The organism is Streptomyces sp. NPDC059850, assembly GCF_042731515.1.
Lineage (GTDB): Bacteria > Actinomycetota > Actinomycetes > Streptomycetales > Streptomycetaceae > Streptomyces.
In genome coordinates this window covers 25347-40042 of record NZ_JBHWJI010000046.1, presented here as the reverse complement: position 1 = coordinate 40042, position 14696 = coordinate 25347, and the positions used below count along the sequence as shown (strand labels likewise).

Genomic DNA, 14696 nt, shown 5'->3' with positions numbered 1-14696 from the left:
AGCACGACGGGGACGACAGGGATGTCGGAGACCACCCCCAGGGAGCTGCGCGAGGCGCTCGAAAGCGTCCTCGTGCCCCGGCTCGCGGCACTCGTCGGACAACGCGGCGCCGGGCACTGCATGCGGGTCACCGAGGCGGATTCCGAACTCGCGGCGTCGCTGGTACGCCGACTGCGCGGGGCCTTTGGCCCCGACGCCACGGTGTGTCTGCTCAAGCCCGCAGACGAACTCAGCCCGGACGGTGAGTTCCACGACGTGGGTGTCACCAGCACCAAGCTGGTCGAACTCCGCAACCGTGGTGAGGGCGAAGGCATTCTGCCCGGGCCACTCCTGGTCTTCGTCCCCCCAGGTACGAAGGTGAGCGCCGAGGACTCCTTCGGCATCGCGACCTTCGAGGAAGTGTCCCTCGGCGATGCCTATGCCCTCCTCGCGGACCATCTGCTCGACCAGGTGCCGCAGCGCCTGCGCCCCAGCGTGGACGCCCTGATCGCCGCCGTGCGCGAGCCCCCCGAGGGCCGGGGTAGTGACCGAGCGGTCGCCCAATATCTCCTCACTCTCCAGGGCAACGACCACCGCGATCAGGTCGCTGGGGCGGCGGTGTACCTCTTCGGGCTTGTCCCCGACTTCGAGCTTTTCGCCGACCCTGCCCTGGTGCACGAGCGGGTCGCCCAAAACCGGGCGCTGGTGGAGAAACTGACCACCTCGCCCCGGTCCGAGCGCCAGCGTGTCCTGGACCTCGGGCTGAGCGACAGCGACTTCGCCGCGCGCCTCGCCGGCTTCGCCACCCGGTGCGGACTTGAAGACCCCGCCGCCTGGACCCGCCGCATTGTGGTCGAGCGGGAAAACTGGGGGCTGTCCTTCGGGCACTGGCGCATCGACGAGCGGCACCGTGCCACCGTGGCCATCGACGTGTCAGAACTCGGACTTCCCCTCGCCGGCGACAACCCCGCCGACGTGAACAGCCATCCGGTGCTCGCGGCCATTGCCGGCCAGGCATACCTACTCGCGGGCGAGAAGGGCGTGCGCGAGATCACCGCGCGGTTCGCGGTGGAGCCCGACCCGCGCACAGTGGAAGGGCTTGAGCGGTTCCGGGTGGAGATCGTCACCGAGGGTGGCGATCCGATCGGTCGCTTCGTCCACAAGGGCAAGGGGACCCGCAGGACGGCGGAGTACCAGGCCAGGCTGGAGCGACTCAACAAGATCGACTGGGAGGAAGGCTGGCACTACATCCGCGTAGTCCCGCTCGACGCGGCCGGTGAACCGCTCCTTGTCGCACTCGGCGCCCATAACCTCCCTGGCGGTGAAAGTGAACGCTTCTACGTGATCCCCGAGGGGGAGACCGAGGAGCCCCCGGAACGCAGCGCCGGGCGCCACCCGGGTGTCGCGCAGGCGCTGCGGGCCCTGCAGCTCGACGCGCTCGCCGGCGGCGAGGACCCCTCCCGGGTGCTCGCGACCGACATCCGCTGGCGGCCGACCACCGCGAGAAGCCCCTACAAGGTTCTCCACGTCAAGGTCAGGTCTGCGGGGAACGCCGAGGTCAGGCTCTCGCCCCCGCTCGTACAGGTTCAGCAGGACCTTCTCGCCCACCCCGATGACACCTTTCTCCGGCGTCTCCTCCTGCGTCCGGACGGGACCGCAGATACGCCCACCGGTCTGGACGAGGACCTGCGGCAACAGCTCACCGGGCGGGCAGCCGAGGCATACGAAACCTTCCTGGGTACCCGGCACGCCTACTTCGCCGCCCTTCGCGGCGCACCCGCGGCCGCGGACGGTCAGGAGGCCGATCCGTCGCACCTCCTGACCAGCGAGGCGGTCGACTTCGAAGGCATCCGGGACGAACTGGTCGCTTACGTGGAGGCGTACGCGGAACTGCTCGACGCCCAGTCGCTCCACGTCGAACGGGCCGGTGACACCGGCCGTGGCAGCGCACTGGCCGCACTGGCCAGGATCCAGCAGATCGACTGCGTGGCCGCGACCCTCACCGACGGCCTCGGCCGCGGGGACACGGTCCTGCTGGTCTCTCCCACCCATCCGCTGCGCGCGCTCTGGCTGGCCACCTGGTCCGCAATGGGCCTGGACTGGACCCGGCGGCTCGGAGCCAGCGACAAGCGGGCCGTGCTCGCCGCCAAGGACTCCCTCCTGGGCTCCCTGGCGCCGCTCGGCTTCCCGTTCGCCGTTCCCCGTCAGGACGGTCGGCTCATGGCCGCCGCCGACAACCTCACCCCGTACTGGGGCGCCTATCTGCCCAGCGAGACCGCAGACCCCCGCGGTCTGCTCGGCAGGCTCGCCACCGTACTGCGCTTGCCCGCCGCGGCCCGGCCGGGCAACGGTGCCGGTGCGCTGTCCGGGACGGCCCTGGCCGACCGTGTCGAGCGGTACATCCGGCTGCACCCCTACGTCCGCACCTTGATCCTCAATGTCGTCAACGCGGGCCGTGCCGAGATCGTCGCCGACGCCCTTCTCGAACTGCAGCGACGCACCGCCACCCGTGACCTCACCTACGACATCCGACTGTGTGTGGCCGACCCCGAGGCCCCGGAGGTCGGCGCGGCCCTCACCGAACTACAGAGCGTGCAGAGCGAGATCTCCTCGGCCGAAGCCGAGGCGTTCCTCCACACGACCGGCCCGGCACGCACGCCGAAGCTCGTCCACTCCGTCCGCTCGGTAGCGGAATTCACCCGCCTGCCTGCCGAGTTCGACGCCCACCTCACTGTCCTCATCGACGCCTTCGGCGGCGAACAGCACTCCTCCGCTCCCCGCCAGAGCATCGCCCACGCCCCCGTCCACGGCTTGGTGCAGACGACCACCGCCGCCTACCAGGACACCGAGCAGCAGATCGTCTGGCGCACCGCACCACGGCACGGGGCCGCTCGGACCATAGAGGACTCCGAGGACCTGGCCACGCTGATGAGCCGCCTACCCGGGCTCCTCGCCACCGCGGCCGCCAGTGTGGCCACCGCCGGGCAGGCACCTCGAAACGTCCCTTGTACCGTCCTCTCCCTCGACACCGCCGACCGCGCCCTGCTCTACCAGGCACACCAGACCGGGGACTGGGTCGTCACCATCGACCGAACCCTCGGCCTGGAGTACTTCGACCACGCCGACGAGCACGGCAGGCCGGAATACGTCATCGACTACGCGCCCTCGCTGGGAAGCGGACTCGGACACCAGATCATGGTGAGCTCGAACTCCGTCGACGAGCTGCGTGGCCTGCTCGGCCCCACCGCCCGGCAGCACGGACTCGATGTCGCCGAACGCCACCTCAACACGTTCTTCGACCAACTCCGGTTGCTCTCCGACAACCTGGCTTTCAAGCTCGCCTCCACCGCCCCCAACCAGCGCACCGAAGTTCTCGGCCTTTCCCTGGCTCGCCTCTACCTGGACTACCAGGACGTGCTGCGCGACCAGATCGTCGTCCCTCTCGACGCCCACCCCGAGTTGTACGCCGAAGTACGCCGCCAGGCCCGCGAACTGGGCGACGCGCTCTCTTTCCAGCGCAGCGACCTCGCGCTCTTCCATCTGGACGCACGGCAGCGCACGATCACCTGCCGTCTCGTCGAGGTCAAGTGCTACACCGCACTCGACGACGTCAGTGCGTACCAGCGACTGAAGAACAAGATCGTCCAGCAGCTGGAGCGCAGCCAGAGCGTACTCACCGAATCCTTCGACCCTGCCCTGCACACGACTGACCGTGTGGACCGGCCGGTCAAGAACCTCGCCCTCGGCTCCATGCTCCGCTTCTACCTGGAGCGTGCCGCCCGCCACGGCACCATTGACCAGGCCGCCCGCACCAGCACACATCAGCTGCTCGACAGCCTCGACGACGGCTATCAGCTGCGCTTCACCCGCAGCGGACTCATCTTCGACCTCGCCCGAACCGGTACCGACCGGGAGATCGACGAGGGCGTGGAATTCCACCGGATCGGCAGCGACCTGATCGACGAGCTGATCCAGGCCATTCCCACGGTGCGGCCCGGCCTGGACGCTGTTCCGGCGTCTGACGCGGAGAGCCCGGAGGGGAGCGGCATCTTCCCGCTGGCCGATGCGTCCGAGGCGAGGGGGTCCGCTACCGCACCGACCCTGGCGCTGCTTCAGCTCTCCCTACCTCGCCTCGCCGACGCGGAGTTCCGTGCGGAACCAGAGGGCCCACCGAGCGACATGCCGGACAGCACGGCCGGGGTCATCGTGGAGGAGTCGGCCGCAGAGAAACCCGATCAGGCTGAGGCCGGAATTCCTCAGACTCCGGCGCCGGAGGGCGGGTACTCTCCGTCCCCGGAGCAGCATCAGGAGTCGGGACCGCCCACACCGTCCGCAGAGGCGCCGCCCCTCGAACGGGAGCAGGAGGAGTGGGGTGCGTCGCGTACCGGCACACCGAGTACTTCCGCCTCTCCGACCGCGTCATCGGACGGCCCGGTACAGCGGTCGGCCGCTGTGCTCGACCCGCAGAGCTTCCAGGAGGCACCGACCATCGGCGCCGTGGGACCCATTGCGACTCCGGTGCGCCCTTTCACTGTCGGTACGACAGTGCCGGACGTCTTCCTCGGGGTCACCCGCCCGTCGCCCCAGCACGGCGTCCTAGGGGAGGTGGCCGGCCGTAAGGTCGCACTCGATCTCCACGAGACACACACGATCAGCCTCTTCGGAGTCCAGGGCGGCGGCAAGAGCTACACCCTCGGCAGCGTCATCGAGGCCGCATCTCTTCCCGCCCCACCGGTTAACGAGCTTCCGCACCCCCTGGCCACCGTAGTTTTCCACTACAGCCAGACCATGGACTACGCACCCGAGTTCACATCCATGGCGGCACCCAACGACAACGAGGCGCAACTGGCCGTGCTGAAGGAGCGCTACGGGGCGGACCCCCGCGCACTCGACGATGTCCTGTTGCTGGCCCCCACCGATCAGGTCGAGGAACGTCGGAGGGAGTTCCCCAGCATCGCGGTCCAGCCTCTGGCCTTCGCGTCCAGCGAGCTCCAGGCGGCGCACTGGCGCTTCCTCATGGGCGCGGTGGGCAACCAGTCCACCTACATTCGCCAGCTGACCCGCATCATGCGCACCCACCGCAACGACCTGAGCCTTGACGTGATCCGGCAGGGCGTCGCCGATTCCGGGATGCCCGACCACGTGAAACAACTGGCCCTGGAACGACTGAAGCTCGCTGGCGACTACATCGACGACGGGGCACGGCTGACCGCCCACATCCGGCCGGGGCGCCTGATCATCGTGGACCTCAGGGACGAGTTCATCGAGAAGGACGAAGCCCTTGGGCTCTTCGTCGTCCTGATGCAGCTCTTCGCCGAGGCCCGCGTCGACGGCGAGCACTTCAACAAGCTCGTCGTGTTCGACGAGGCACACAAGTACATCGACAGCCCCGACCTCGTGGCCGGACTGGTCGAGGCGGTCCGCGAGATGCGACACAAGGGCATGAGCATCCTGGTCGCCAGTCAGGACCCGCCCTCCGTACCGATCTCCCTGATCGAGCTGTCCGACCACGTGATCCTGCACAAGTTCACTTCCCCGGCCTGGCTGAAGCACCTCCAGAAGGCGAACACCGCCTTCGCCGGCCTCCGCCCGGACCAGCTGGCCGAGCTCCAGCCCGGCGAGGCGTATGTGTGGGCGAGCAAGGCCACCGATCCGGCATTCACCCACGGAGCGGTGCGGGTGAGGTGCCGTCCGCGGGTGACAAAACACGGAGGCGGGACGAGGACCGCGAGCGGCAACTGAGAAGGGACGAAGGGGTTCGACAAGCCCACACGGCTCTCGGCCGAGCCCTTGCGACTGGCAGAAGCGATCCGGCTGCCCCTCGCCGTCACCGCCCGAGGCGGTCCGCTGAGCGCATGCGCCGCGCGGTGAGGCGGCGGGCGAGTCGTGGGAGGGCCGCGCCGACGATGAGGGTGGCGAGCTGGACGACGACATCCGCCCAGGGGGCCCGGAGCGTTTGTAGGTGGCGGTGCCGTCCTTGATCTCGATGAAGCCGCGCGGCTGTGCCCCGCGTCCGCTTCTGCCTTCGCTGGTCTTGGCCGCGCCGACCTCGGGTCGCGCGCCGCCGCCGAAGGCGACCTCGGTGACCGGAATCACGGTGACCTCGGCTCACCGAAGACGGCCGTCACTGAAGTCCGGGTGCCGCTTGTCGGCCAGCCGTTCAAGGAGGGTGACGGAGGCGTGGGCGGCGGCCATGTCGGCGAGCGCGACCGGCTGGTCCGTACCGTCCACGGCAATCATCAGGCTCCTGACGGTACCGAGGATGCGGGCGGGCGCGAACCTGACCGACCCGTAGGGCTTCAAAACGGCTTCACTGGTTGTGAGCTGGGGTTTCGTTGGGTGGTCAGCTTGCTCGGTGGTATTCGTTGATGATGCTTGTGACGGCCTGTGTGTGTTCGAGTCGAGTTGTCGGTAGAGGTATAACGTTCGGGGCGTCGAAGCGTGCCAGCTGGTTTCGGCCTTGGTGGGGACGGTGGCTGTTGAAGTGACGGGCGCAGTCGTGAAGGAGTTTGTCCGCGTGGCCTCTGCCGAAGATCAGCACTCGGGCGGTGCACTCCTCGCGGACGGAGCGTCTGAATCGCTTGGCATGCGGATTGCAGTTGGGGCTGCGGGGAGGGATCTTGGTCACGGTGATGCCCTCGCCGGGCGAACACGGCGTCGAAAGCCGCTGTGAACTTCCGGTGCCGTCCCTGGGTGACGCAGCACGGCGGGGACACGAAACCGCATCCGAGTAGTAGGCATTTGGCCTTCTCCCGATGCCTGCCGCCCACGCGCGCCCGGCGACCCCCTCTGCCTCCGATCGCTCGATGTCGTAGATCAATCAGGGAAGGAGACACGACCCTTCTTCCCTCACCGCACTGCGACCGGTGTCCTTGATCTCTTACTTCTTCGGGATCGGGCGGGATGTCTTATGGGTCGGGGAAAACTGGTAACGCAGACCCCTGCCAACCACCCGGAACCGGTCACGTCCGGCCGCCGCGAATGGGTTTGGTAGTTCGAGAACCCGCCGCCGTTCTGGATCGAGGGCAGAGGTGATCAGCAAGATCCGATAGCGGGTCCCACGAGCGTATTCTCGCGCCGCCCTTTCCTCGGAGACACCCAGTTCGAACTCCATCCGCTCTGTGTCGGACTCGCTGGTCGCCTTCACCTCGTACAGGCGTGTGGTGCCGCGGTAGGCAACCTCGAAGTCGTAGCCGTGGCCGTCGGACGCTGCCGCGTCCTCGTTGAGGACCGCGGCGTAGCCCGAGACCCAGTGGACCTCGGCGTACCGACGCTCCAGCCAGGCGCGTGCAGAGACCTCGCCCACCAGACCGATTGCCGCCTTCTGTTCCTCACTCAGTTGGGCCTTGCGCGAGACGACGATTCTCGGTGTCCGCGCGTCCACTGCGCGGCGGGGTTGCGGAACGGACGCCATTGTGTCCAGGCGCACTTTCCCGGACTGCGCGAGGAAGGTCTCGTCGACCGTCCGCGCCGCCAGTTCGGCGATGGCTGCGAAGTGGCCGCGCCCCACGACGATCTCTTCCTCGCCGATCTTGATCGTGGGCTGGACCGATCCGCGGGATCCGATGACGCCGGGAGATGGCACAGACGACTGTGCGAGGTCGCGGGCCGTGAGCCCCAGGAAGTCGGGATCGGCGCTGTGCGGCATGCCAGCTGGCCAGCCCACGCAGCGGGCTACCTCGTTCAGGAGTCGCTCGTCGCTCAGGAGGAGAAGGTCGGCCAATCCGGAACCGTGCACTGCGGTCCGCGCCTCCATCAGTGGGGTGCTGTTCCAGCCGGTCGGCACGGGGACGCGGTGATGACGGCACCAGGAGGGCACCAGTTTCGTCAGCACGGAGACCAAGCGTTCGAGCGCTGTCGTGTTGAGGCTGCGTAGCTCGTCGACGGGTTCGAGATCGCCTGCGCGCTCCAGGTCGTCGTCGGCGCCGTGCGACCGCAGCCAGTGGGCGACCCGTGCCCGCATCTGCTCCTCGGGAGGGGAGGCGAAGCGGGGCAGCCAGTCAGGGTCGGGAGTGAGGTCGTCCAGATGGCGGGCCGCTGCGTACGCGGCCACGTCGCCTCCTCCCGCAGCCTGTGGCGCGTACCGCTCGCGCAGGCGGTCCAGGACAGCATCGGCATGGGCGCGGACGAACTCGCTGAACGTCCGCTCATGGAGGTCTGGGTCGCAGACGGGCTTGTAGGGGGCTCCGAGCGCGGCGAGCGCCTCGTTGAACGCCTGGTAGTCCAGCGCCAGGGCTTCGCGAAGCTCGGCGGGCGTCGTGGAGGAACGGGCGACGGTGAGCAGCTCGGCAGCGGGGACCGGGAGGGTGTATGGGAACAGGCCGAGGACCGTGATCAGCTCCTCCTCGCCGGTGGCTTCGTCCAGGGCCTCGAAAACCGCGCTGGCGCGGTCGATGTCGGCCAGACAGACCAGGACGGGGCGCAGTTGCCGGACCGTGTGGTGCAGGTCGTTCGTGAGGCTGCGCCGCAGTTCCGAAATCCTGGACTCGGTGGTGTCGAGCGACAGCGCAAGTGTGCGGTCGTCGATGTGGTTCGGCATCTCGCCGTCCAGGTGCCGCTGCAGCTTGACGAGAACGAGCTCCAAGGCGTCCTGCAGGGACGGCTGATGGAGGAGTTGCGTGACCGCCGACGTGGATGCCTGCAGTTCGTCCCAGTCACCGTCGCCGTTCCAGACGACGACCGTAGGGTGGACGGGATGGGGCAGTGGCAGGCTGCGGGTCGTCGGCGGGGGCTCCACGCGCTCACCGGCGATCAGGATCTCGATCTCCTCGACCCGGACGATCCGGATTCCGCGCAACCGGTCGAGCAGTGAGCGCACGGTGCGTTCGCTACGACGCAGAAACGCGCCGGACTTGAGCTCCACCACCAGGGCCACCACCAGGACCAGCCACTCCCGGCCCTCGGTAAGCCGGGCATGGTCATTTGACGGCCTGATCGGCTCCTTGTCACGGTTGTTCACCTGCACCGTCGCCTCGGACAGCCGGGCCACGTGTGTTCCGCCCGACTCCAGTTTCTTCGCGATCCTCGCGCCGTCGTCGGATCCGGCGATCAGGATGGGATGGCCCGCCAGCTCGACGAGTGTCTCCTTGAGTGGATCGGACTCGTCGCAGACGTAGACCGGCTCCTCCTCGGAGGAGGGCGTAAGGGTCGTCAGGGTGTGCTCGCGGACCACCGCCAGCTGTACCGGCTCTCCGGTTGGCCAGGGCCAGCGCTCGCTTTCCGCTACGTGGGACCACGCCCTCCCGTAGTGCTTCTTGAACGAGACGCTGAGGTGGTCGGGCACCCCACCCGCGGCCACGATCACGCCGAGGTCCCTCACGGCCGCCCCAGCGTACTTGGATTCGTCCCAGAACCGCAGACCGGAGTGGCGTAGACGTTCAAGTACCGCTTTGTCGGCCAGAGCCCGACGGATCGAGAGGGGGAGTGAGGGGACGAACGCTGGAAGATCTCCTTCGGTGCTGAACCAGGCACGGTTCGGCGGGACGAAGGTCGGACCGTCGGTGTCCCTGCCCTCCACTGGGAGCCAGGGCATGAAGCGCAGGAAGGACGCGAGCGGGCTCGGCCAGGTGTGGGGGTCGGGATTCCGGTCGTGGTACGGCCGATGAAGGGGGACGGTGAAGGTTGTGTCCCTCCAGGTGCGGAGTCCGATGAGCAGCAACTCCGCGAATTCTCGGCGAGCGGCCGAGCCCAGCTCCGCGACCTCGACGGCACCTGGCAGGTGGGGTAGTTGCCGGCGAAACTCGTACGGCGTCCACGGGTGGGCGAAGCTGTTCCACGTACGGTCGACGTCCTTTGCCCAGGCACGTCCGAGCTCGTCGCCGAGCGGCAGCCTCCGGGCCACGACTCCAGGTTCCATGTTCCGGCCGTTGGCTGCCCCGAGCCTGCCGCCAACCCAGGAGAGGGGCAGGCCGTCTCCGACACCGATGGCCTTGAGGAAGTCGACGTAGGCCGCGAGGTCGCTGACCGGCACGGGCCAGTCGTCCGGGTCGCTGAGCCAGCGCTGACGCAGGGCCGCCAGGGACGGGATCCCACTGCCACCTGTCTCCAGAAACTTCGCCAGGTGTCGTCCTCCCTCGGTGCCCCAAGCAGGAGAGAAGAGGCAACGTGTCGCCTTGGTCCAGTCGCCGTCGCCAGTGGGCAGGCGGAAGCCTGTTTGGGGTAGCCGACGGCGTTCGGCCTCAGTGAGTGAGGGGAAGAGGCGGAGGGCGAAGGCCAAGGAATCCCGGCACAGGGCGTTCGAGGGGCTCTTAGCGAGGAGATCCCTCAGCGCTTCGAAGACCCGGCCGGGCCGGTACGGGCGTACCAGTCGGTGGGTTTCGAGGAAGGTACGGCCGGGACGTCCCCAGGCGATGCTGGGATGGGTGAAGGCCATACGCCGACGCAGGGCTTTCAGGGCCTTCGGTACCTGAGCGGTGCCGTTGCCAGCCTCGTCCTCGGGATGGAAGAAGACTGATTGCTCGCCCTTGCCAGCCGTCTCCGCACCACCGAGCGCGGGCCAGAGCCGGCCATCCTGATCGAGGATGATCCGTCGACCACGAAGGTCTTCGGGGTCGTCGGCGAACGCCCGCGCGAGGTCGTCGTAGAAGTCCGCCCACAGGGGAACCGACTGTGCATCTTCAGCGGGCTGCAACCGTTCGGCGACGCGCTCCACCCACGCCGCAGCCGTTCGCGACGAAGGGCGCATGAGCCTTCCGAGAAGGTTCTTGTGGAGTTTGATAAGACGGGCCTCCCGGAGTGGCCCGATGGAAGGATCGAGGAGGCACCCTCCGGCCTCGGCCAGCGCCTCGGCCGTGAGGACCGTCCAGGGGCGCGTCCCGGCCGACCATGCGAACGAATTTCGAAGCGTGCCCCACGAGTCTGCCCCGACCAGGGGAACGATCGGCTCGTCCGCCAGCTTCCCGTCGAGCACCCTGTCGATTCGGGCCGGGACGTCCCAGCACACGAGGTCCAGGACGAGATGCCGGACCGCGAAACACGGTCCCTCAGTGCGCAGTGCTGACACCAATCGGAGGCATAGCTTGGCCAATTGGTCCAGGAGGAACGCATTCAGGCCGACAGCCTCGCTGATGTGAAGCCGGGCCAGCTTGGTGAAGAACGGAGCATGGGCGTGGCCGCGGAAGGGCGCCCGGGCCGCATCCGACATGGGAAGGAAGGTGTACAGAAGACCGCACTCCAGGTCTTCGTCCAGCCGGAGCGCGATTCCGACCCAAGCTTCGCCTTCCCACTTCAGCCACTTCGCGTCGATCTCGCGCGCCTCGACGCTTTGTTCGATCACCCGTTGCAGCCCCTCGGAGGCGAGCGTGCGGCGGGCCAGCAGATAGCGTCCGCCTTCTGCGAGGTCAACCTCCTCGACCCACCCGCCCTCCTCTCGGGCAACCAGCGTGGACGGGGCCACGGAGCGGGCCAGCACGCGGCGACCGTCCCGGTCCCCACTGTCCTGGACGTCTACGATCAGCTCACCGACCCGGTCCAGGAAGAGCAGGAGCGGAGCCTCGCTACTGATCGCTTCTGTGGCCTGCGCGATCGCGGCCTCCACCGCGTGCTTGTTGCGCAGCGGCAGGCGTACGACTGTGGAAAATCCCTCCGCGGCCAGGGACTTGAGTGCGGCATCGGTGACCTTGGCCGGGACCGGCAGGGCCAGGGGCGAGATGTCCTCGATCACCCGGTCGGCCAGCTCCGGGTCGTCCACCAGCTCGCGCACGTCCTCAGGCCGCGCGAACCGGAAGCAGAATCCGTCGAACTCCACCGATGACGGGGACGCCTTGGAGTAGACCTCGGGCCAGTCCGTCAGCTGGAGCACACTGCGGAATCCGAGCCCCTTGTTGCCGATGCCCTCCCCGGCGCCCTTGTCCGACAAGGCGAGTTCCGTAATCGCGCGAAAGTTGCTCTCGGTGAATCCCGCGCCCTCGTTGGCAACGTACAGGACACCGTTCTTGCCCGCGTGCGGGCAGACCAGGACAGCGATCCTTCCAGCGCCGCACTCGGTCAGCGCATCGTGCCCGTTCTGGATGAGCTCCAATACAGCGCGACCCTCGTACTCCTGGGCCGTGTCCTCACTGACCGACTTCAGGCTCTCAGCAAAACGCCAGTCCTCGCCTGCCTGGTCGTAGATCTGGATGCGCCGCCGGGTCAGCCCCGTGATGATGTCCTGGAAGGCCATGCCAGCCTTCCCATCTCGCGTGGATGGAATCACTTATCCCCCTCTGTGGCCACGCACACAACGGGTGCGTGCCAGGAACCATGGCGCTCGCCCTGGGCTTTTTGCAGCAACGCTCGCTCTTTCCGGCCAACCTTGGTGGTGATTCATGGGTCGGCCAAAGGCAGCTGCGCGGCGGCTCCGGATCAGAAGTCATCCAGTTAGAAGCGGCATGGGATGACTCAAAGAGATGCTTCAAACGCCCTGGCTGTCAGTGGCGGATGCTACGGCGGCACGTGCGTCATAGCTGTATTGATCACGAACGTTGATAACGCCAGTCGGGCCTGTCCGACAACGAGACTCTGAAGGCCGCGGCAAGGTATTCGCGGCCGAGCTTGACCGGCCACACACGCTTGTGGCGTGCCACCGCCTTCACGTGTCGCACCTGCGGCTACGCCAACGCCAGCACCGTCGTGAGGGGTGTGAGCCGTGGGGCGTTGGTCCAAATCCCCCCTCGGACACGCACATAAAAGCCCTCCGGGCCGCCTGCTCCTCGCGGCAGCGACCCCGGGGGGCTTTTTCATGCGCTGCGGGCCGGGAGGGGGCCGTCTTCGGTGGTTACCCGGGGGACCGGGCGGGCGAGGTGGGTTACGCGGGCCACGGCGGTGGGGGCCGGGCGCTGCTCGGCGCGGGTGGCCTTGCCGGTGGTCCACAGCCATCCGATGTCCCGGGCGAAGGACCAGACCAGCGAGGTCAGGGCCAGCAGGACGACGCCGAGGGTGGCGGGGGCCGGGAGGAGGCCGGTGGCGGCCAGGAGGAGGGCGACGCCCTGGAGGGCGGCCACCGTTTTGCGGGCCATGCTGTGCGGGAGCGGCGCGTTCATCCAGGGGAGGAAGCGGGCGGCGGCGACGAAGGCGTAGCGCATGCCGCCGATCAGCAGCACCCAGGGGCCCAGCGCGGTGGCGACGTAGACGCTGAGCACCAGGATGAGGATGGCGTCGACCTCCATGTCGAACCGGGCGCCCAGCGCCGAGGAGGAGCCGGTGCGGCGCGCCACCTGGCCGTCGACCGCGTCGAGGATCAGGGCCACCGCCGTGAGGGCGGTGAGGACCGCGACCCGGGGCGGGCTCGTGAAGGAGTCGGCGACCAGCGCGGTCACGCCTCCGACGAGGGTGGCGCGGGCCAGGGTGACGCGGTTGGCGGGCCCGAAGGAGGACAGCCAGGAGCGGGAGACGGCGCGGGTCAGTACGGCCCAGGTGACGGCCGCGAAGGCGAGGCCGGTGAGCCAGCCTGCGGGACCCAGGCCGAGCGAGGCGCCCAGAAGCGTGAGCAGGAGGAGCTGTACGCCCGCTCCCGCCGCCGTCTCCTGCCGCAACAGCCTCGCGTTGTATGTGGTGTTCAGGGCCACCGGGCACCCCTCCGGCTGTGTGACAGTGTCGATTGGCGCCGCGTAGCGTGTGCGCGGCTTGATGATGTCCCGTACGTGGCGCGTCTCCCGTTTGTTCAGCGCGAGATGCGGCCCGTTGTTTCCGGGCGGAGTTTCCGCTCGATCCTTAAGGAGGACGCTCATGGAGCGCGCCGCCCGTGCTTTCTGGCTCAACTCCCCCGGTCACGGCGGGATACGGGATGTGGTGCTGCCCGAGCCCGCGGAGGGTGAGGTGGTGGTGCGGACGCTGTGCTCCGGTGTGAGCCGTGGCACGGAGGCGCTGGTGTTCCGGGGCGGGGTGCCTCAGAGCCAGTACGGCGCGATGCGGGCGCCGTTCCAGGAGGGCGACTTCCCCGGGCCGGTGAAGTACGGCTACCTCAATGTGGGGGTGGTCGAGGAGGGGCCTCGGGAGTTGGAGGGCCGTACGGTCTTCTGTCTGTTCCCGCATCAGACGCGGTACGTGGTCCCGGCGAGCGCCGTGACACCCGTACCGGAGGGCGTGCCCGCCGAGCGGGCGGTGCTGGCCGGGACGGTGGAGACCGCGGTGAACGCCGTGTGGGACGCGGCGCCGCTGCTCGGCGACCGGATCGCGGTGGTCGGGGCGGGGATGGTCGGGGCGTCGGTCGCCGCGCTGCTGGCCCGCTATCCGGCCGTACGGGTGCAGTTGGTGGACGCCGACCCGGCGCGGGCCGAGATCGCCAAGGCGCTCGGTGTCGACTTCGCGCTGCCGGAGGAGGCGGAGGGCGAGCGGGATCTGGTGGTGCACGCCAGCGCGAGTGAGGCAGGCCTCGCGCGCTCCCTGGAACTCCTCGCTCCGGAGGGCACGGTCATCGAGCTGAGCTGGTACGGCGACCGCCGGATCAGCGTGCCGCTGGGCGAGGCGTTCCACTCCCGGCGGCTGACCGTGCGCAGCAGCCAGGTGGGGACGGTGTCCCCGGCCGCCCGGAGCGGCCGCCGGGGCTACGCGGACCGGCTGGCGGTCGCGCTGGAACTGCTCGCCGATCCCGCGCTCGACGCGCTGGTCACCGGGGAGTGCGCGTTCGAGGAACTGCCGGGGGTGATGGCCCGGATCGCCGCCGGTGAGCTGCCGGGGCTGTGCCACCGGGTGCGGTACTAGGCGTTCGCGCTCAGCGTGTGACGCAGTGCTCACCGGCC

At 68.6% G+C, this 14696-nt stretch carries 6 protein-coding genes; 2 read left to right on the top strand and 4 right to left on the bottom strand.

Annotated elements, in window-relative coordinates:
- The first annotated feature begins 21 nt into the window (after window positions 1-21).
- Window positions 22-5721 carry a hypothetical protein gene (locus ACFV9T_RS30505; RefSeq protein ID WP_385445664.1) on the top strand — a complete coding sequence of 1900 codons (5700 nt, stop codon included), beginning with the start codon at window positions 22-24 and terminating at the stop codon, window positions 5719-5721.
- A gap of 366 nt (window positions 5722-6087) precedes the next feature.
- Here ACFV9T_RS30505 and ACFV9T_RS30500 read toward each other — a convergent pair whose 3' ends face one another.
- From ACFV9T_RS30500 to ACFV9T_RS30485, 4 genes are all read right to left on the bottom strand, one after another.
- Complete coding sequence (locus ACFV9T_RS30500) at window positions 6088-6219, bottom strand: hypothetical protein (RefSeq protein WP_385445663.1); 132 nt, start codon at window positions 6217-6219, stop codon at window positions 6088-6090.
- A 103-nt stretch (window positions 6220-6322) separates the two neighbouring features.
- Window positions 6323-6607, bottom strand: coding sequence for an integrase core domain-containing protein (locus ACFV9T_RS30495; RefSeq protein ID WP_385445699.1), 285 nt, complete (start codon window positions 6605-6607; stop codon window positions 6323-6325).
- Window positions 6608-6859: 252 nt separating this feature from the next.
- Window positions 6860-12139 (bottom strand): sacsin N-terminal ATP-binding-like domain-containing protein, encoded by a 5280-nt coding sequence (locus ACFV9T_RS30490; RefSeq protein ID WP_385445662.1) that lies wholly within the window; start codon window positions 12137-12139, stop codon window positions 6860-6862.
- Window positions 12140-12695: 556 nt separating this feature from the next.
- The gene (locus tag ACFV9T_RS30485; RefSeq protein ID WP_385445661.1) at window positions 12696-13523 is read right to left on the bottom strand and encodes a CDP-alcohol phosphatidyltransferase family protein; all 828 of its coding nucleotides are present in this window, start codon (window positions 13521-13523) and stop codon (window positions 12696-12698) included.
- 160 nt (window positions 13524-13683) lie between these two features.
- On the opposite strand from ACFV9T_RS30485, the gene ACFV9T_RS30480 reads away from it, so the two are divergent.
- On the top strand, window positions 13684-14658 hold the full coding sequence (locus tag ACFV9T_RS30480; protein WP_385445660.1) for a zinc-binding alcohol dehydrogenase: 975 nt from the start codon (window positions 13684-13686) through the stop codon (window positions 14656-14658).
- Window positions 14659-14696: the final 38 nt, after the last annotated feature.